Origin of the sequence: Aquabacterium sp. (assembly GCF_050725395.1) — a bacterium.
GTDB lineage: Bacteria > Pseudomonadota > Gammaproteobacteria > Burkholderiales > Burkholderiaceae_C > Aquabacterium.
In genome coordinates, this window is the sequence record NZ_JBOHHL010000034.1 from 1 (window position 1) to 17,951 (window position 17,951).

At 65.4% G+C, this 17,951-nt stretch carries 16 protein-coding genes; 8 read left to right on the forward strand and 8 right to left on the reverse strand.

Features of this window, described 5'->3' with window-relative positions; all coding sequences use genetic code 11:
• Positions 1-134: 134 nt before the first annotated feature.
• A complete protein-coding gene (locus ACREB4_RS17270) occupies positions 135-401 on the forward strand; it encodes an RNA-binding S4 domain-containing protein (RefSeq protein WP_431589478.1) in 267 nt (88 codons plus the stop codon).
• The gene (locus tag ACREB4_RS17275) at positions 398-2,050 is read left to right on the forward strand and encodes an acyl-CoA synthetase (protein ID WP_431589479.1); all 1,653 of its coding nucleotides are present in this window, start codon (positions 398-400) and stop codon (positions 2,048-2,050) included. The genes ACREB4_RS17270 and ACREB4_RS17275 overlap by 4 nt, the downstream gene beginning before the upstream one ends.
• A gap of 616 nt (positions 2,051-2,666) precedes the next feature.
• On the opposite strand, the gene ACREB4_RS17280 is transcribed toward ACREB4_RS17275, so the two are convergent.
• Positions 2,667-3,146 carry a DUF302 domain-containing protein gene (locus tag ACREB4_RS17280; protein WP_431589480.1) on the reverse strand — a complete coding sequence of 160 codons (480 nt, stop codon included), beginning with the start codon at positions 3,144-3,146 and terminating at the stop codon, positions 2,667-2,669.
• 111 nt (positions 3,147-3,257) lie between these two features.
• Here ACREB4_RS17280 and ACREB4_RS17285 point away from each other — a divergent pair, with 111 nt between their 5' ends.
• Complete coding sequence (locus ACREB4_RS17285) at positions 3,258-4,802, forward strand: AMP-binding protein (protein ID WP_431589481.1); 1,545 nt, start codon at positions 3,258-3,260, stop codon at positions 4,800-4,802.
• Positions 4,799-5,563, forward strand: coding sequence for a class II aldolase/adducin family protein (locus ACREB4_RS17290; RefSeq protein ID WP_431589482.1), 765 nt, complete (start codon positions 4,799-4,801; stop codon positions 5,561-5,563). Before ACREB4_RS17285 ends, ACREB4_RS17290 begins: the two co-directional genes overlap by 4 nt.
• 18 nt (positions 5,564-5,581) lie before the next feature.
• Here the strand turns inward: ACREB4_RS17290 and ACREB4_RS17295 are convergent, their stop codons facing one another.
• The 6 genes from ACREB4_RS17295 to ACREB4_RS17320 form a co-directional block, all read right to left on the reverse strand.
• Positions 5,582-6,466 (reverse strand): acyltransferase, encoded by an 885-nt coding sequence (locus tag ACREB4_RS17295; protein WP_431589483.1) that lies wholly within the window; start codon positions 6,464-6,466, stop codon positions 5,582-5,584.
• 70 nt (positions 6,467-6,536) lie between these two features.
• Positions 6,537-8,303 (reverse strand): ABC transporter ATP-binding protein, encoded by a 1,767-nt coding sequence (locus ACREB4_RS17300; RefSeq protein WP_431589484.1) that lies wholly within the window; start codon positions 8,301-8,303, stop codon positions 6,537-6,539.
• Positions 8,290-10,053 carry an ABC transporter ATP-binding protein gene (locus ACREB4_RS17305; protein ID WP_431589485.1) on the reverse strand — a complete coding sequence of 588 codons (1,764 nt, stop codon included), beginning with the start codon at positions 10,051-10,053 and terminating at the stop codon, positions 8,290-8,292. The genes ACREB4_RS17300 and ACREB4_RS17305 overlap by 14 nt, the downstream gene beginning before the upstream one ends.
• A gap of 58 nt (positions 10,054-10,111) precedes the next feature.
• A complete protein-coding gene (locus ACREB4_RS17310) occupies positions 10,112-10,714 on the reverse strand; it encodes a hypothetical protein (protein ID WP_431589486.1) in 603 nt (200 codons plus the stop codon).
• A 13-nt stretch (positions 10,715-10,727) separates the two neighbouring features.
• Positions 10,728-11,225: a hypothetical protein gene (locus ACREB4_RS17315; RefSeq protein WP_431589487.1), complete on the reverse strand. Its 498-nt coding sequence runs from the start codon at positions 11,223-11,225 to the stop codon at positions 10,728-10,730.
• 181 nt (positions 11,226-11,406) lie between these two features.
• The gene (locus ACREB4_RS17320; protein WP_431589488.1) at positions 11,407-11,655 is read right to left on the reverse strand and encodes a VF530 family DNA-binding protein; all 249 of its coding nucleotides are present in this window, start codon (positions 11,653-11,655) and stop codon (positions 11,407-11,409) included.
• A gap of 51 nt (positions 11,656-11,706) precedes the next feature.
• On the opposite strand from ACREB4_RS17320, the gene ACREB4_RS17325 reads away from it, so the two are divergent.
• From ACREB4_RS17325 to ACREB4_RS17340, 4 genes are all read left to right on the forward strand, one after another.
• The gene (locus ACREB4_RS17325) at positions 11,707-12,813 is read left to right on the forward strand and encodes an S-(hydroxymethyl)glutathione dehydrogenase/class III alcohol dehydrogenase (protein WP_431589489.1); all 1,107 of its coding nucleotides are present in this window, start codon (positions 11,707-11,709) and stop codon (positions 12,811-12,813) included.
• A 1-nt stretch (position 12,814) separates the two neighbouring features.
• The gene (fghA, locus tag ACREB4_RS17330) at positions 12,815-13,675 is read left to right on the forward strand and encodes an S-formylglutathione hydrolase (RefSeq protein WP_431589490.1); all 861 of its coding nucleotides are present in this window, start codon (positions 12,815-12,817) and stop codon (positions 13,673-13,675) included.
• 33 nt (positions 13,676-13,708) lie between these two features.
• Entirely contained in the window at positions 13,709-15,127 is a 1,419-nt protein-coding gene (gene dbpA, locus ACREB4_RS17335; RefSeq protein ID WP_431589491.1) for an ATP-dependent RNA helicase DbpA, read from the forward strand.
• A gap of 97 nt (positions 15,128-15,224) precedes the next feature.
• The gene (locus ACREB4_RS17340) at positions 15,225-17,624 is read left to right on the forward strand and encodes a YgiQ family radical SAM protein (RefSeq protein WP_431589492.1); all 2,400 of its coding nucleotides are present in this window, start codon (positions 15,225-15,227) and stop codon (positions 17,622-17,624) included.
• Positions 17,625-17,668: 44 nt separating this feature from the next.
• On the opposite strand, the gene ACREB4_RS17345 is transcribed toward ACREB4_RS17340, so the two are convergent.
• The gene (locus ACREB4_RS17345) at positions 17,669-17,890 is read right to left on the reverse strand and encodes a 2TM domain-containing protein (RefSeq protein ID WP_431589493.1); all 222 of its coding nucleotides are present in this window, start codon (positions 17,888-17,890) and stop codon (positions 17,669-17,671) included.
• Positions 17,891-17,951: the final 61 nt, after the last annotated feature.

Below are 17,951 nucleotides of genomic sequence, written 5' to 3' on the forward strand. Positions count from 1 at the left end.
CGGCAGGTTTCAAGGCCTGGACAATAAGGTCGACAATCCCGCGATTGTGCACCGGCACGGCCCAGTCGTGCACCTTTTGATCCCAGCCAAACGCCGAGCTTCCCACCAGGCGCAATCCGACATCCCCCGAATCCATGGCCACCCTGAATCAGATCACCTTCGAATTGCGTGGCGAGTTCATCACGCTGGACCGCCTGCTCAAGGCCACGGGCCTGGCCGAAAGCGGCGGGCGCGCCAAAACCATGGTGGCCGAAGGCATGATCCAGGTGGACGGCCGTGACGAGCTGCGCAAGACCGCCAAGATCCGCGCGGGCCAGGTCGTCAGCCTGCATGGCACGCGCATCCGGGTCATCGCGCCCGGGGCGACCGAGACCGAGGAACCGAAGGAGACCCCCACATGAGTCAGCACAACATCTTCGACCAGGACCTGCCCCGCAACGAGGCCAACTTCGCGCCGCTGAGTCCGCTGTCCTTCATCGAACGCGCTGCCCTGGTTTACCCCTCGAGGCCGGCCATCGTCCATGGCGCCTTGCGGCAAACCTGGGCCCAGACCTACGCCCGCTGCCGGCAACTGGCCAGCGCCTTGAACCGACGCGGACTGGGCAAGGGCGACACCGTGGCCGTGATGCTCCCCAACACGCCACCCATGGTCGAGGCGCATTTCGGGGTGCCGATGTCCGGGGCCGTGCTCAATGCCCTGAACACCCGCCTGGACGCCGAAGCCATCGCCTTCATGCTGGACCATGGCGAGGCGAAGGCGGTGCTGGTGGATTGCGAATTCAGCGGCGTCATGGCCCAGGCACTGGCGCTGCGCAAGTCCACGAGTCCCCTCTTGGTCATTGATGTCGATGACGTGGTCTACACCGGGCCGGGCGAACGCATCGGTGCTCTGGACTACGAAGCCTTGCTGGCCAGCGGCGACCCGGCCTTCGACTGGGCACTGCCCGGCGACGAGTGGGACGCCATCAGCCTCAATTACACCTCCGGCACCACCGGCAACCCCAAGGGCGTGGTCTACCACCACCGGGGCGCGGCGGTCAACGCCATCTCGGCCATCCTGGAATGGGACATGCCCAAGCACGCCGTCTACCTGTGGACGCTGCCGATGTTCCATTGCAATGGCTGGTGTTTCCCTTGGGCGGTGGCGGCGCGGGCCGGCGTGAATGTGTGCCTGCGCAAGGTCGAACCCAAGGCGGTGTTCGATGCCTTCCGCGATCACGCCGTCACGCACTACTGCGGCGCGCCCATCGTCCACGCCTCGTTGGTGAATGCGCCGGCGGCGCTGCGCCTGGGCATCCCGCCAGGCATCCAGGCCATGGTGGCGGGCGCCGCGCCACCCGCCGCGATGATCGAAGGCATGGAGCAACTGGGCATCACGCTCACGCACGTCTACGGCCTGACCGAGGTCTATGGCCCGGCCGCCGTCTGCGTCAAGCACGAGGACTGGGACGCACTGGACATCGGCGAACGCGCTCGCTTGAACGCGCGCCAGGGCGTGAACTACCACCTGCAGCGCAATGTGACGGTGATGAACGCCGAGACCATGCAGCCCGTGCCGGCCGATGGTGAGACCATGGGCGAGATCATGTTCCGCGGCAACATCACGATGAAGGGTTACCTGAAGAACCCGAAGGCAACGCAGGAGGCGTTCGCGGGAGGCTGGTTCCACTCGGGCGACCTGGCGGTGCAGTACCCCGATGGCTACTGCAAGATCAAGGACCGCAGCAAGGACATCATCATCTCGGGGGGCGAGAACATCTCGTCGATCGAGGTAGAGGATGTGCTGTACCGGCACCCTGCGGTGCTGGCCGCGGCGGTGGTGGCCAAGCCCGATGACAAATGGGGTGAAACGCCTTGTGCGTTCGTCGAGCTGAAGGCCGGGGCTTCTGTGACCGCGGAAGAGATCGTGAAGCACTGCAAGCAGCACTTGGCAGGTTTCAAGGTGCCCAAAGCGGTGGTGTTTGGGGAGTTGCCCAAGACGTCCACCGGGAAGATTCAGAAGTTCGAATTGCGCAAGGTGGCGGGGTCGGCGCGGGCGATTGATACCTGACCTTCTGTTTTCGCAGGGTTGGGCGCTTTGGCCGGTCAGCGCGAGGCGGGGGTGCTGGGGCGGCCTCCGGCGGGGCTTCTGCTTGGTGGTCCCGCGTAGCGGGACTGCCTTGCGATGCTCGCGCCGAGGTGGGGCCGTGGAACTCGCTTCGCGGCTACGCCGCTGCGCTCAGACAACCACGGCCGGTCAGATGTTGATGCGCGCTGCGCGCGCCCACCTCGGCGCTGTGCTTCTCAGCACCAAGCCAGGCGCCCCGCCGGAGGCCGCCCCAGCACTTTTTCCCCCGCCCCGCTGGCGGCATGGCACGGTTCCTTTTCGTGCCATGCCACCAGCGAGGCGGTCAAGGATGAGTCGGTGGCTGGCGGGGCGACTTCGGTGGCGTCGAGGAGCGCAGGCCACGGCGGGTTGCCCCTCGCAGCGCGAGGGGTCGGCGAGGACTGTCTGAGCCGCCGAAGGACGGCGAGTTCCGCAGCCGCCCGCCGTGGCAGAGCACCGCAGAGCAGTCTGCCGCAACGCGGCGGACCGTCACCGCAGGAGCCCCGCCAGCCACCGACTCAGCCCAGCCTCGCGTGGCCACACTGAGCAGCAACCTTTGCATGCCACCCAACACAAGCCACTAACCGACCGCAGCCCCCACCACCCGGGCCAACTGCCTCACCCCGCCAATGAATTCGGACGGCACATCCGCATCGCTCAACAGCGTGGCGCCGTCATGGAAACTGACCGCCGTCGAGCCATCGCGCCGCGTTTCCACCAGCACCTTCATCGGCAAATGCGGACTGGCGTTCGAGCTGTCCTGGACCACCGGCGTGTGGCCGTCGTGGTCGCCCAACACCAGCACCAAAGCCGGCGCCTTGCCCATATCCCGGTCATCTGAACGCTTCTGCGACACCTTGGCCATGATCGACATGCCGCGCGAGCGCGCCGCCTGCGTCAACTTGTTCACCGTGTCGTCCAGGCTGTGCTTGCTGGTCAGGGTCACCCAGCCCACCTTGGAGTCGGCCGCATCCTCGCTGTCGGGCACATCGGGCAAGCGTCCGGCCGCCACCAGGACCAGGGCCATGCAGCCCGTCATCCAGTATCGTTTCAAGCGCATGTCAGGTACCTCCAAAAGCAGTTCTCATAGGATGGGGGCGGCTCCCGTGAAGTTCAAGACTTGCCAGGTTTCAGTTCGTAAAGCCGGCCCGGATGCCGCATCATCACGCCCATGAATTTGTTCACCGCCCTCACCGCCGCCTGGCCGGCCACCCTGGACGATGCCGCCATCCTGACGGACACGGGCCTGCACTACACCTGGCGCGACCTGGACCGCGCCACCGCCATGGTCGCCAACCTGCTGACCGGTCTGCGCTTGAAAGGCGTGGCCGGGCGCCCGCCCGTGGTCGCCGCGCACGTCGACAAATCGGTCGAGGCCCTGGTGCTCTACCTGGCCACCCTGCGGGCCGGCTTCGCCTTCCTGCCGCTGAACCCGGCCTACCGCCAGACCGAGCTGGACTATTTCGTGAACGACGCGTGCCCCTCGGTGCTGGTGTGCCGGTCGCCAGACCAGGACTGGGTCGTGCCACTGGCCGCGCAAGGCCGCGTCGCCCACCTGTTCACCTTGAACGACGACCGCACCGGCAGCCTGCTGGCGCACGCCGCGGCACAGTCCGACCAGCACGACACGGCCTCCGTCCAGGCGGACGACCTGGCCGCCATCTTGTACACCTCGGGCACCACCGGCCGCAGCAAGGGCGCCCTGCTGAGCCATGGCAACCTGCTCAGCAACGCCCGCACCCTGCTGCGCCAATGGGACTGGCGCACCGACGACGTGCTGGTGCACGCCCTGCCCATTTTCCACATCCACGGCCTGTTCGTGGCGGGCCATTGCGCGCTGCTGTCGGGCACGCCCATGCGCTGGCTCAACAAGTTCGACGCCACCGGCGTGATGCTGCAGATCGAGGACACCACCGCGCCACGGGCCACCGTCTTCATGGGCGTGCCCACCATGTACGGCCGCCTGCTCGACACGGCTTACCTCACGCCCAACGCCTGCGCCCACATGCGCCTCTTCGTCAGCGGATCAGCCCCTTTGCTGACCGCCGCCGCCGAAGCCTTCGCACAGCGCAGCGGGCACCAGATCCTGGAACGCTATGGCATGAGCGAGACCGGCATGCTGTGCTCCAACCCTTGCCGCCCGCGCGAAGGCCCGCGCCTGCCCGGCAGCGTGGGCCGACCCCTGCCCGGCGTGCGCCTGCGCATCGTGGACGACCAGGATGCGCCCTGCGCCACCGGCACCGTGGGCCACGTGCAGGTGCTCGGCCCGAATGTGTTCAGCGGCTACCTGGGCATGCCCGACAAAACCCGCGAAGCCTTCACGCCCGAGGGCTGGTTCCGCACCGGCGATGTCGGCCTGCTTGATGCGCAGGGCTATGTGCACCTGAGCGGCCGCGCCAAGGACCTCATCATCAGTGGCGGCTTCAATGTCTACCCGGCCGAGGTCGAAAGCCACCTCGACAAGCTGCCTGGCGTGGTCGAATCGGCGGTGGTCGGCGTGCCGCACCCTGATTTCGGGGAAGGCGTGATCGCCATCGTGGTGGCGGAAAACAATGAGGCGCTCGACGAACAGGCGCTGATCCAATCCCTGAAGGACACCATCGCTGGCTTCAAAGTGCCCAAGCGCGTGTTCTTCACGACAGACCTGCCCCGCAATGCCATGGGCAAGGTGCAGAAAAATCTGCTGCGCCAACAACACCAGGAGACCTTCGCATGAGCCTGAACATCCCCTCATTGAAAGACAGCGTCAGCCCCGAAGAATGGCAGCTGCGCGTGGACCTGGCCGCCTGCTACCGCCTGGTCGCGGCCTATGGATGGAGCGACCTGGTCTTCACGCACGTGTCGGCGCGCATCCCAGGGCCCGAGCACCATTTCCTCATCAACCCCTACGGCCTGATGTTTGACGAGATCACGGCGTCCAGCCTGGTCAAGGTGGACCAGGACTGCAATAAGCTCAGCGACTCACCCTTCCCGGTCAACCCGGCGGGCTTCACCATCCACAGCTCGGTGCACGCGGCGCGTGAAGACGCCGGCTGCGTGCTGCACACCCACACGCGGTCGGGTGTGGCGGTGTCGGCGCAGAAAGATGGCGTGCTGCCCATCTCGCAGCAAAGCACCTTCGTGCTGGCTTCGCTGGCGTACCACGACTACGAAGGCGTGGCCTTCCGCGACGAAGAGAAACCCCGCCTGCAGGCCGACCTGGGCACGAAGAATTTCCTGATGCTGCGCAACCATGGCCTGCTGACCGTGGGCCCGACGATCGCCGATGCTTTCCTGTCGATGTACATCTTCGAAAGCACTTGCCAGATCCAGATCGCGGCGCAGTCGGGTGGCGCGGCCTTGACGCAGGTGCACCCGCAGATCGTGGACGGGGTGGCCCACGCGATGAAGGTGCAGACCGGGAGCCTGGGTGGCGCCTTTGTGTGGCCAGCCCTCATCCGCAAGCTGGAACGGCTCGATCCCGGCTACAAGGCCTGAGCGCGGCCTGCGCCGACCTCAGCGGGGCTTGAATCCCGCGGTCAACTCGCCGATGCGGCGATCTTTCTCGGCCCACAAGCCATTGATCCAAGCCTGCAAGCGCGCACGGTAACCGGTGTCGTGGCCGGTGTCAGTCTTGAGGTCCTGCGGGATGGCGATCTGGCGCACGTCCACGATCACATCGCTCAGGCGGCCGCTGATCAGGTCGGTGAAGGTGGGCACGCCCGCCGGGTAGACGATGGTCACGTCCAGCATGGCGTCGAACTGCTCGCCCATCACCGCCAGGGCCATGCCGATGCCGCCCGTCTTGGGCTTGAGCAGGTACTGGTAGGGCGACTGCTGGCCATCGTGCTTGCCCGGCGTGAAACGCGTGCCTTCCAGGAAGCTGATCACCGAGGTCGGCACCGCGCGGAACTTCTCGCAAGCCTTGCGCGCGGCCTCCAGGTCCTTGGTCGCGCTGGCCTTGCCACCCTTGCGACTCATGAAGGGAAAGTCGAGCGCCCACCAAGCCAGGCCAATCACGGGCACGTAGATCAGTTCCTTTTTGATGAAGAACTTGAGCAAGGGGATGCGCCCACCGAACACCCGCTGCAACACGAGGATGTCGACCCAGCTCTGGTGGTTGCTGCTGACCAAGTACCAGCCCTGGCGTTTGAATTTCTCCGCGCCGGTGATCTGCCAGCGCGTGCGCCCGATGGCGTCCATCCACAGACTGTTGACGCCCACCCAGTTGTCGGCGATCTTGTTCAGCGCGTAGTCGGTCACCTTGCGCACGCCCGGAAAGGGCAGCACCAGCTTGAGCAAGGCAAAAGGCACCATGAGGGTGAAATGGACCAAGGTGCTCACCGCAATGATGGTGCTGGCCAGCACGGCCTTGGCGAATTGAACGATTCTTTGGAACATGTTGAGTTGAATGCGGCGCGAATGCCCACTTGCCGGGCGATGGTGCACACGTGTATAGCAATGGGTCGGATTATGGCGCCGCTTCCTGCGCCTGCCATTGCTGCAGCAGGTAGAGGCGCTGGTAACGGCCTTCGGGCAGCGCCATCAGCGCCTCGTGCGCGCCTTGTTCGGCGATGCGGCCATGGTGCAGCACCACGATGGCGTCGGCGTCGCGGATGGTGGACAAACGGTGCGCGATGGCCACCACGGTGACCTGGCCATGCAAGGCGTCCAGCGCCTTCTGGACCAGCCGTTCAGTGTCGCTGTCAATGTGCGAGGTCGCCTCGTCCAGGAAAAGGATGCGCGGCTGGCCAGCCAGCGCCCGCGCCATGGCCAGCAGTTGCTTCTGTCCCACCGACAGGCGCGCACCGCCTTCACCCAGCGGCGTGTCGTAGCCCTTTTCCAGCGTCAGGATGAAGTCGTGCACCTGGGCGGCTTTCGCGGCGTCTTCGATCTGCTGTGCGCTCAGGCCGCGGCCCATGTCGATGTTCTCGCGCGCGCTGGCGGCCAGCAGGAAAGGCTCTTGCGGCACCAGGCCCACGGCCTGGCGGAAGGCGTGGTCGTCGATGTCATCAACGTTCTGGCCATCGATCATCACCATGCCGGGCGTGGCCTGGTAAAAGCGCAGCATCAACGACAACAAGGTCGATTTTCCGCTGCCGGTGTGGCCCACGATGCCGATGAACTGGCCGGGAGCGACGCGCAGGCTCACATCGTGCAGCACCGGTGGGTTGCTGGCGTAGCCGAAGGTCAGGTGCCGAATGTCGATGCCTCCCTGCGTGACGCGGCCCTGGCCACTGGCGCGCAGGGATTCGGATTCCTGCAGCAAGGTGTTGACGCGCGCGGCCGCCACCATCGACTGCTGCAGTTGTGAGAACTGCGTGGTGATCTGGATGAGGGGCTCGACCACACGCGCCATGGTGCTGATGAAGGCGTAAAGCACGCCGATCTCGACCGCGCTGAGGCTGCCGCCCTGGCTGCGCAGGCCGAACACCATCATCACCAGCGCCAGCAGCGAGATGTTGAGCAAATCGAGCGCGGGGCGCAGCAGCCAGGCGTTGGCGCGCAACTCGGCGCGGCGGGCCTGCAGTTGCTCGTTCGCTGTGTTGGCGTAACGCTCGGCGAAACGAGGCGTGGCATTGCTCGCCTGCAGCACCGACATGCCCGCGATGGACTCGCCCATCTGCGCGGTCAGGTCGCTGCGCAATTGGCGTGAGCGCGTCACGGCCGGGGCGCTCAGGCGCTGATAGAGCCACACGATGCCCGTGACGGCGGGCACCAGCAGGGCCACCACCAGCATCAGGTGCCAATCCAGGTAGGCCATGGCCACCAAGGCAGCGGCCAGGGCCACGATGCTGTCGAGCATCACGAACAGCACCTGCACGTACAGCGCCTTGACAGCCTCGGTGTCGTTGGTGACGCGGCTCACCAGTTGGCCCGTGATGGCGCGGTCGAAGTACGCCATGGGCAGGCGCAGCACGTGGCCGTAGACCTCTTCGCGCAGGCGCTGCACCGAACGCATGGCCAGGCCGGCCAGGCGGATGAGCTGGCCATAGCGCACCCAGCTCGCCACCCAGGCCATGACCAGGGCGCCGCCCAGCAGGCCGGCCATGTCGGGCCAGGTGCCCTGGTGCGGCATCAGGTAGCGGTCGATGTAGGCCTTGCCCAGGATGGGGCCCATGGCCTCCAGCCCGGCGACCAGCACCAGCCACAGCAGGCCCGCGCGCAGGTGGTGCAACTCGGGCTTGGCGGCGCGGTGCAGCAGGCTCAGGGCTTGGCGTCGGTCAAGCGGCTGCATCGTCGGCCTCCAGTTGTTGTTCAAGCTGCTGGTAGCGCCATTGGCGCGCGTACCAACCTTCTTGCGCCAGCAGTTGCGCGTGGCTGCCCTGCTCGGTCACCGCGCCTTCCTTCAGCACCTGGATGTGGTCGGCATCGGCCACGGAACTGAGCCGGTGGCTGACCACGATGACGATGCGTTCAGGCCGTTGGGCGCGCAACTCACGCAGGTGCCGCAGGATGCTGGCTTCGGTGTCGGTGTCGACGGCCGACAAGGCATCGTCCAGCAGCAGCAAGGGCGCATCGGCCAGCAAAGCGCGGGCGATGGCCACCCGCTGACGCTGGCCGCCCGACAAGGTCACGCCACGTTCGCCCACGGGCGTGTCGTAGCCTTGCGGCAGGCGCTGGATGTCGTCGTGCACAGCGGCCATGCGGGCCACGTGTTCAACCTCGGCGCGCGTGGCCTGCGGCTTGGCCAGCGCGATGTTGTCGGCCACGGATGCGGAAAACAGGAAAGGTTCCTGCGGCACCCAGCTCACGGCTCGGCGCAAGGTGTCGAGCTGGTAGTCGGCCAGGGGCACGCCGCCCCATTGCACCAGGCCAGCATCGGGCGCGAAATGGCGCAGCAGCAGGCGCACCACGGTGGATTTGCCCGAACCCGTGGGGCCGACCAAACCCAAGGTCTGGCCCGGCTCTACCTTCAGCGACACGCCCGACAAGGCTTGCTTGGGATGGCCGGGGTAGGCGAAGACCACATCATGGGCGTGCAAGGCACCGGCTTGGATGGCACGCACCGTGCCCTGGTCTTGCACTGTCAGGGGCTCGTCCAGCACAGGCCGCAAGCGGTCCCAGGCCGCGCGGCCACGCTCGATCAAAGACAGCACCCAGCCGGCCGCGAACATGGGCCAGATCATCTGCCCCAGGTAGAGGCTGAAGCTGGTCAACTGGCCGATGGTCAGTTCGTCATGCCACACCAGGTAGCCGCCCATGCCCAGGCTCAAGGCCGTGGCCGCGCCCAGCGTGAAGCTGACGGCGGGCTCGTAGGCGGCTTCCCAGCGTTGGGCTGTCAGGCTGGTCTGCGCGGCCTGGTCGGCCAGCGCCGCAAAGTCGGCCAGGCTGCGCGCTTCCAGGCCCAGGGCCCGCACGGTGCGCACACCCGACAGGGTCTCGTGCACCTGGTCGTTCAAATGGCCAAAGTTGTCCAGTGATTGCCGCGAGGCCGTGTGCACGTGGTTCGAGATCCACCAAAACGCCCAAGCCATGATGGGGAACGGCAGCAGCGCCACCAGCGTGAGGCGCCAGTCCACGCCCAGCACCATGGAGCCGATCACCAGCAGCAGGGTCAGCGTTCCATCGAAGCCCGCCAACACCGCTTCGCCTGCCGCCTGCTCGACCGCATCGATGTCGTTGGTGGCCAGGGCCATGAGGTCGCCCGTGCGGCGGTGCTGGTAGAAGCGTGGGCCTTGCAGAGTGAGGCGTTCATACAAGCGGGTGCGCAACTCGACGCCCAGGCGGTAGGCGGCTGCGTACAGCAGTTGCCGCCAGGTCACGCGCATCAGGTAGATGGCCAGGCCGGCCAACACCATCAGGCCCACTTGGCGCAGCAGGCCGGCGGTGTCCAACTGACGGGCCACCAGCCCATCGACCAAGTGCCCCACCTGGCGTGGCAGCCAGACGGTGAGCAGCGCGATGACGACGAGCATCACGGCTGAAGGGCCGTAGGCACGCCAGTGGCGGAAGATGAAACGAAAAACGAGCGAAGAAAGAGACATGGAAGGGATCGAACAGGCAGCAGCGGCTACTCTACCGCCTGCGCGAACCCATGCTCGATCAGCGACGCAGGGCTTCGGACTCCGACAGGGCCTTGACCAGGTTCTTCAAAGCATCTTCAGAGGCGCGCTTGGCGGACAGCGAAAAGTTGCTCTTGAATTCGCTGAACTCGGCAGCGCCTTCACCCTTCGAGGTGATGACGGTGACCGGGGCGCCCTTCGCATCAACGACGGTGCAGGTCAGCGTGATCGTGAACTTGGTCGGGGGCCAGGTGAAAGCGCTGCTGGACGAAGAGTCCGTGGCGATGCTCGGCGAAATCACCAGCGACACACCTTGAGAAGCAATGCCTTCCACGTCGTTCACGCTCTTGAGCTTGACGACGTTGGTGAAGACCTGGCTGAAAGACTTGTACAGGCCAACGTCCAAGTCCTTGTACGGTGCGTATTTGACCTTGTCGCCGCCGCCGCCGGGCGTTTCGACTTCCTTGGCCATGTCTTCAGCGGACACGACGTAGCCTGCCGTCTTGTTGATCTTGGCCGAAGCGGCGGGCACGGTGGCCAGGTCGGGCACCAGGGTGATGGGATGGGCGCAGCCTGTCAGGAGGACGATGGAAACGGCGCAGCCAAGGCCAGCCAATGCACGGGTGATGTGGTTCAAGGTCATGGGATGTCTCTTTTTACTTCAATGAGTTTTGGAAATCGTTGTCGCTGTACAGCGCCGACAGCAAGTGTTGGAAGATCACGGGATAGTTGATCTGCGCCGCAGGAATGGCCACGGCGCCGGCGAACGAAGACTCCCATTGGTGCTCGCCACGTTTGACTTTGTCAAAGCGGACCTGGCCGCCTTGCTTGACCACGAAACGCGCTTCGGCGTAACCACTGGCGGTGCCCATGGCGGTGTCGATGTCCGTGCTGAGCAAGGTGCCCGAGATTTCAAGCTGGGCCTTGGGATCCAGGAGGTTCGCCATCTCGAGTTCCTGCTTGAGCGCATTGCCCAGGTAGGACGCGAAACTGTTGCCCACTGGCGAGGTCATCGTGTTGGCGCGCACCTTGATTTCGGTGGCACCGACCGCGCCGGCTTTCACGCTGAATTCGCCCAGATTGGCAGGACGCACCTTGGCGCGCTGCAAAAGCTGAACGTTGTCGATGGATGGTTGGTAGGGGGGTGCCTTCATGGCACAACCCGACATCAAGCCGATGGCGATGGTCGCCCCGGCCCATTTGACACTGACGCTGGTTTTCAAAGTCGCTCCCTGTCGATCAACTGCAAAATGACCCTTCGTGAAGAAGATCGGCGGGGAAGTTACCAGATGAAACCAGAATTCCAAGACTGGCACGATAAAAAAAACGCGGCGTCTATTCGCCGCGACAACCTTGACGACGCTGCTCCCGCAACATGAAAAGGTAAAGCCCTTCCACTTTCTCGCGCGCCCAAGGCGTCTTGCGAAGAAAACGCAGGCTGGACGAAACGCTGGGATCGGCCTGGAAGCAACGGATGTTGATGCGCTTTCCCAATTCGGGCCAGCCATACCCGGCCACCAGCGCGTTCAGGATCATCTCGAGCGTCATCCCATGCAATGGGTCCTGGCTGGGGGCGTTTTTCATGGCGGCAGAATATCATCGCCCCACTCCCCGCCCACCCTTGAAAGAACCCCCATGAAGACACGCGCCGCCGTCGCCTGGAAAGCAGGACAACCCCTGACCATCGAAACCGTCGACCTGGATGGCCCGCGCGAGGGCGAGGTCCTGGTCGAGGTCAAGGCCACCGGCATTTGCCACACCGATTACTACACCTTGTCGGGCGCCGACCCCGAAGGCCTCTTCCCCGCCATCCTCGGCCACGAAGGCGCGGGCGTGGTGGTCGACGTGGGCCCGGGCGTGACTTCCCTGCGCAAGGACGACCACGTCATCCCGCTGTACACGCCCGAGTGCCGCCAGTGCAAGTTCTGCCTGAGCCGCAAGACCAACTTGTGCCAGAAAATCCGGGCCACGCAGGGCAAGGGCCTGATGCCCGACGGCAGCTCGCGCTTCTCGATCGACGGCAAGCCGCTGCTGCACTACATGGGGACCTCCACCTTCAGCAACCACATCGTGGTGCCCGAGATCGCGCTGGCCAAGATCCGGCCCGATGCGCCCTTCGACAAGGTCTGCTACATCGGCTGCGGCGTGACCACCGGCGTGGGCGCGGTGCTGTTCAATGCCAAGGTCGAAGCCGGCGCCAACGTGGTCGTGTTCGGCCTGGGCGGCATCGGCCTGAACGTGATCCAGGCGGCCCGCATGGTGGGTGCCGACAAGATCATCGGCGTGGATCTGAACCCTGGTCGCGAAGCCATGGCGCGCAAGTTTGGCATGACGCACTTCATCAACCCCAAGGATGTCCCCAACGTGGTCGACGCCATCGTGCAACTGACCGACGGCGGCGCCGACTACAGCTTCGAATGCATCGGCAACACCACCACCATGCGCCAGGCGCTGGAGTGCACGCACAAGGGCTGGGGCCGCAGCATCATCATCGGCGTGGCAGAAGCGGGCGCCGAGATCAGCACCCGCCCCTTCCAGCTGGTGACGGGCCGCAAGTGGGAAGGCTCGGCCTTTGGCGGCGCGCGCGGCCGCACCGACGTGCCCAAGATCGTCGACTGGTACATGGAGGGCAAGCTCAACATCGACGACCTGATCACGCACAAGCTGTCGCTGGACCAGATCAACGAAGGCTTCGACCTGATGAAGCGGGGCGAGTCGATTCGCTCGGTGGTGATGTACTGACATGGCCATTGAAACGCTCAGCGAACACGCCTGCTTCGGCGGCCTGCAAGGCTTCTACCAGCACACGTCCAGCACCATCGGTTTGCCGATGCGCTTTGGCGTGTACCGACCGCCGCAGGCGCTGACCTCGACCAGCACGCCGGTGCTGTTCTACCTGGCCGGCCTGACCTGCACCGAAGAGACCTTCGCCATCAAAGCCGGTGCGCAACAATACGCCGCCGAGCATGGCCTGATTCTGGTCAGCCCCGACACCAGTCCGCGCCACACTGGCGTGGAAGGCGCCGATGCGAACTGGGATTTCGGCACCGCCGCCGGCTTCTACCTGGATGCCTCGGCCGAGCCCTGGTCACGCCACTGGCGCATGGAAAGCTACCTGACGGCAGAGCTTCTGCCTTTGGTGCTGCGGCACTTCAAGGGCGATGCCGCCCGCACCGGCATCTTTGGCCATTCCATGGGCGGGCATGGTGCCCTGACCTTGGCCTTGAAGCACCCCCACTTGTTCAAGAGCGTGTCGGCCTTCGCACCGATCGCCGCGCCCACCCAATGCCCTTGGGGCCGCAAGGCGCTGCAAGGCTACCTGGGCGATGAGTCAGCCGCCTGGGCGCGGCACGACGCCACCGAATTGGTCAAGGCCGGCGCCAAGTGCCCACCCATCCTGATCGACCAGGGCCTGGCCGACAAATTCTTGCCGGATCAGTTGCACCCCCACCTGCTGGAAGCCGCCTGCCAGCAACAGGGCCAGCCCCTGACCGTGCGCCGGCACGAAGGCTACGACCACGGCTACTACTTCATCAGCACCTTCATGCGCGACCACATCGCGCACCATGCCTCGGCCCTGAGCACCGAGGCGCCTGCAAATTAGCGGGGGAAAGGCCCGAAGCGGATAATCCCGCCCATGACCTCCCCCACCCCGACCCTTCACGCCCCCGCCAGCCAGCCCTTCAGCAAACTCCCCCTGGCCCCCGCCATGCTGGACAACCTGACACAGCTGGGCTACCTGGCCATGACGCCGATCCAGGCCGCCGCCCTGCCCATCGCGCTGCAAGGCCTAGACCTGATCGCGCAGGCCAAGACCGGCAGTGGCAAGACCGCCGCCTTCGCCCTGGCCTTGCTCACGCGCCTCGATCCCAAGAATTTCGCGGTGCAAGCCCTGGTGCTGTGCCCCACGCGCGAGCTGGCAGACCAGGTCACGCAAGAAATTCGCCGCCTGGCCCGCTTCGAGGACAACGTCAAGATCCTGAGCCTTTGCGGCGGCACGCCCATGCGCGGCCAGATCGACAGCCTGGAGCACGGCGCGCACATCGTCGTCGGCACGCCCGGCCGCCTGATGGACCACCTGGAGCGCGAGACGCTCAACCTCTCGGCCCTGAACACCTTGGTGCTGGACGAGGCCGACCGCATGCTGGACATGGGCTTCTTCGACGACATCGTCAAGGTCGCCAGGCAATGCCCGAAGGACCGCCAAACCCTGCTGTTCTCGGCCACCTACCCCGAAGGCATCGCCAAGCTCAGCCAGCAGTTCCTGCGCAATCCGCAAGAGGTGAAGCTGACCCAGCAGCACGATGACAGCAAGATCCGCCAGCGCTGGTACGAGGTCACCGAGACCGAGCGCCTGCACACCGTGTCATTGCTGCTCAAGCATTACCGCCCCGTCAGCACCCTGGCCTTCTGCAACACCAAGCAGCAATGCCGCGACCTGGTCGATGTGCTCAAGGCCCAAGGCATCGAAGCCCTGGCTTTGCACGGCGACCTGGAACAGCGCGACCGCGACCAGGTGCTGATCCAGTTCGCCAACCGCAGTTGCTCGGTCCTGGTGGCGACCGACGTGGCCGCGCGCGGTCTGGACATCGCGCAGCTGGAAGCCGTCATCAACGTCGACATCACGCCCGACACCGAGATCCACGTGCACCGCATCGGCCGCACGGGCCGCGCCGACCAGAACGGCTGGGCCCTCAACCTGGCCACGATGAACGAGATGGGCCGCGTGGGCAACATCGAAGTCGCGCAGGGCAAACAATCCGAATGGCACCCGATCAGCGAACTGACGCCCGCCAGCGAGGCGCCTTTGTTACCCCCGATGATCACCCTGCAGATCCTGGGCGGCCGCAAAGAAAAGATCCGCCCCGGCGACGTGCTGGGTGCCTTGACCGGTGAAGCGGGTTTCACGGGCGCGCAGATCGGCAAGATCAACGTGACCGATTTCCACACCTATGTGGCGGTCGAGCGCGGCATCGCGCGCCAGGCGGTCAGCAAGCTGTCGGCGGGCAAGGTCAAGGGCAAAAAGGTCAAGGTTCGCTTCCTGAACGAGCTCTGAATCCCCGGAATTGGGGTCACCCTACTCAGAAAGTGGCCTTCGAGCGGGGCCAAAAGTGGAGAATAGAGGGTTGCCCCTCCGACGCCCGCTCCCCGACATGTCTGCCACCGCCTCGCCGATCACCATCCCCAAAGCTGAAAAGACCCTGAACGGCTACCGTCCGTACTGGGCCAAGCGCTTTGGCACGGCCAAGTACTTGCCCATGAGCCGGGACGAGATGACGGCGCTGGGCTGGGACAGTTGCGACATCATCATCGTGACAGGCGACGCGTATGTGGACCACCCCAGCTTCGGCATGGCCGTGATCGGCCGCATGCTCGAAGCGCAAGGTTTCCGTGTCGGCATCATCGCGCAGCCCGACTGGCAAAGCGCCGATCCGTTCAAGGTGCTGGGCAAGCCCAACCTGTTCTATGGCGTCACGGCCGGGAACATGGACTCGATGATCAACCGCTACACGGCCGACCGCAAGATCCGCAGCGACGACGTCTACACCCCCGGCGGCCAAGGCGGCAGCCGCCCCGACCGCGCCTCGCTGGTCTACGCGCAGCGCTGCAAGGAAGCCTACAACGACGTGCCCATCATCATGGGCGGCATCGAAGGCTCGCTGCGCCGCATCGCGCACTACGACTACTGGCAGGACAAAGTCCGCCGCTCCATCCTGGCCGACGCCAAGGCCGACCTGCTGCTCTACGGCAACGCAGAGCGCGCCATCGTCGAGATCGCCCACCGCCTGGCCGCCCGCGAACCCATCGAGCAGATCACCGACGTGCGCGGCACCGCCTTCATGCGCCGCACCAACGACCCCACGGCCGCCGGCTGGTTCGAGCTGGATTCGAGCGAAGTCGACATGCCCGGCCGCGTCGATGAGCACATCAATCCGTACCAGACCACGTCGGAACAAGCCGAAGCCCAAGGCAGCACCTGCGCCAAGGAAGACGCCGCCAAAGCCGATGGCCCGCCCTCGCCCACCTTGGCCCTCGTCGACGGCAAAGCCGACAGCAACAACGCCATGGCCGCCGCCCTGGGCAGCGGCGTCAAGCCCATCAACTTCGTGCGCAGCCCGCTGGCCGCGGTCAAGCCCAAGGGCAAGATCATGATGCCGCCGCGCGACCGCACCGTGATCCGCCTGCCCTCGTACGAGCAGGTCAAGAGCGACTCGGTGCTCTACGCCCACGCCAACCGCGTGCTGCACCTGGAAACCAACCCCGGCAACGCACGCGCCCTGGTGCAGGCCCACGGCCACCGCGACGTGTGGATCAACCCGCCACCCATCCCGCTGACCACGGCCGAGATGGACTTCACCTTCGACCTGCCCTACGCGCGCTCGCCCCACCCGGCCTACGCCGATGAAAAGGGCGGCCACGACGGCGCCACCAAGATCCCCGCCTGGGAGATGATCCGCTTCAGCGTGAACATCATGCGCGGCTGCTTCGGCGGATGCACCTTCTGCTCCATCACCGAGCACGAAGGCCGCATCATCCAGAGCCGCAGTGAAGACTCGGTCATCAAGGAAATCGAAGCCATCCGCGACAGCGTGAAGGGTTTCACCGGCGTCATCTCCGACCTGGGCGGCCCCACGGCCAACATGTACCGCATCGGCTGCAAGTCGCCCGAGATCGAGGCCGCCTGCCGCAAGCCCTCGTGCGTCTACCCCGATGTCTGCCCCAACCTGAACACCGACCATGGCCCGCTCATCAAGATGTACCGCCGCGCGCGGGCCTTGAAGGGCGTCAAGAAGATCCTGATCAGCTCGGGCCTGCGCTACGACCTGGCCATCAAGTCGCCGGAATACGTGAAGGAGCTGGTCACCCACCACGTGGGCGGCTACCTCAAGATCGCACCCGAGCACACCGAGCAAGGCCCGCTCACCAAGATGATGAAGCCGGGCATCGGCAGCTACGACCGCTTCAAGCAGCTGTTCGAGAAGTTCAGCGAAGAGGCCGGCAAGAAGCAGTACCTCATCCCCTACTTCATCGCCGCCCACCCCGGCACCAGCGACGAAGACATGATGAACCTGGCCATCTGGCTCAAGCGCAATGGCTTCAAGGCCGACCAGGTACAAACGTTCTACCCCTCGCCCATGGCCACGGCCACGGCGATGTACCACACTGGCAAGAACCCGCTGCGCAAGGTCACGCGCGACAGTGAATCGGTCGACATCGTGCGCGGTGACCGCCGCCGTCGCCTCCACAAGGCCTTCCTGCGCTACCACGATGCCAACAACTGGCCCTTGCTGCGCGAGGCCCTGAAGGACATGGGCCGCGCCGATTTGATCGGCAATGGCAAGCACCACCTGATCCCGACCTACCAGCCGGTGACGGACGGCAGCTACCAGACCGCGCGCCGCAAGAACTCCACGCCCACGGGCGTCGTCAAGACTTCGAGCGTGACCAAGGGCCGCATCCTGACGCAGCACACGGGCTTGCCGCCGCGCGACAACGGCTCACGGCCGGCCGCCGCCGCCAAGTCGGCTTTCGGGCGCAAGAAACCGCGCTGAACAGCGCCAAGGGCGACGCCAAGCCCGCCCGTCCCGCAAAATCTTCAGCGGCGTGGTTCCACGCGGGAACGTCCGCGCCCGAACATCAGCCACACGGCGGCATGCGCGGCCAGGCCCATCCCCCAACCCCAGGCCACGATGCCAACCCACCCCGGGCGATCGGCCGTCGCGGTTTGAGCGATGTACCACAGGCCCGACAGCACGAAGACGTAGACCACGGCGTGGATGATCAAACTCAGTTGCAAACCTTTTTTGCCAGCGGCCATGGTGCGAATCCAGAAGGGTGAAGAAGCCTTCATCATCGGCGATTGCTGACAGCCAGGCTTG

Bases quoted from the DNA above. Each gene is read 5' to 3' on its own strand.
- ACREB4_RS17270 (WP_431589478.1), top strand. From the start codon at position 135: ATGGCCACCCTGAATCAGATCACCTTCGAATTGCGTGGCGAGTTCATC.
- ACREB4_RS17290 (WP_431589482.1), top strand. From the start codon at position 4,799: ATGAGCCTGAACATCCCCTCATTGAAAGACAGCGTCAGCCCCGAAGAA.
- ACREB4_RS17310 (WP_431589486.1), bottom strand. From the start codon at position 10,714: ATGACCTTGAACCACATCACCCGTGCATTGGCTGGCCTTGGCTGCGCC.
- ACREB4_RS17315 (WP_431589487.1), bottom strand. From the start codon at position 11,225: ATGAAGGCACCCCCCTACCAACCATCCATCGACAACGTTCAGCTTTTG.
- ACREB4_RS17345 (WP_431589493.1), bottom strand. From the start codon at position 17,890: ATGGCCGCTGGCAAAAAAGGTTTGCAACTGAGTTTGATCATCCACGCC.
- ACREB4_RS17305 (WP_431589485.1), bottom strand. From the start codon at position 10,053: ATGTCTCTTTCTTCGCTCGTTTTTCGTTTCATCTTCCGCCACTGGCGT.
- ACREB4_RS17325 (WP_431589489.1), top strand. From the start codon at position 11,707: ATGAAGACACGCGCCGCCGTCGCCTGGAAAGCAGGACAACCCCTGACC.
- ACREB4_RS17320 (WP_431589488.1), bottom strand. From the start codon at position 11,655: ATGAAAAACGCCCCCAGCCAGGACCCATTGCATGGGATGACGCTCGAG.
- ACREB4_RS17285 (WP_431589481.1), top strand. From the start codon at position 3,258: ATGAATTTGTTCACCGCCCTCACCGCCGCCTGGCCGGCCACCCTGGAC.
- fghA (WP_431589490.1), top strand. From the start codon at position 12,815: ATGGCCATTGAAACGCTCAGCGAACACGCCTGCTTCGGCGGCCTGCAA.
- dbpA (WP_431589491.1), top strand. From the start codon at position 13,709: ATGACCTCCCCCACCCCGACCCTTCACGCCCCCGCCAGCCAGCCCTTC.
- ACREB4_RS17340 (WP_431589492.1), top strand. From the start codon at position 15,225: ATGTCTGCCACCGCCTCGCCGATCACCATCCCCAAAGCTGAAAAGACC.
- ACREB4_RS17295 (WP_431589483.1), bottom strand. From the start codon at position 6,466: ATGTTCCAAAGAATCGTTCAATTCGCCAAGGCCGTGCTGGCCAGCACC.
- ACREB4_RS17275 (WP_431589479.1), top strand. From the start codon at position 398: ATGAGTCAGCACAACATCTTCGACCAGGACCTGCCCCGCAACGAGGCC.
- ACREB4_RS17280 (WP_431589480.1), bottom strand. From the start codon at position 3,146: ATGCGCTTGAAACGATACTGGATGACGGGCTGCATGGCCCTGGTCCTG.
- ACREB4_RS17300 (WP_431589484.1), bottom strand. From the start codon at position 8,303: ATGCAGCCGCTTGACCGACGCCAAGCCCTGAGCCTGCTGCACCGCGCC.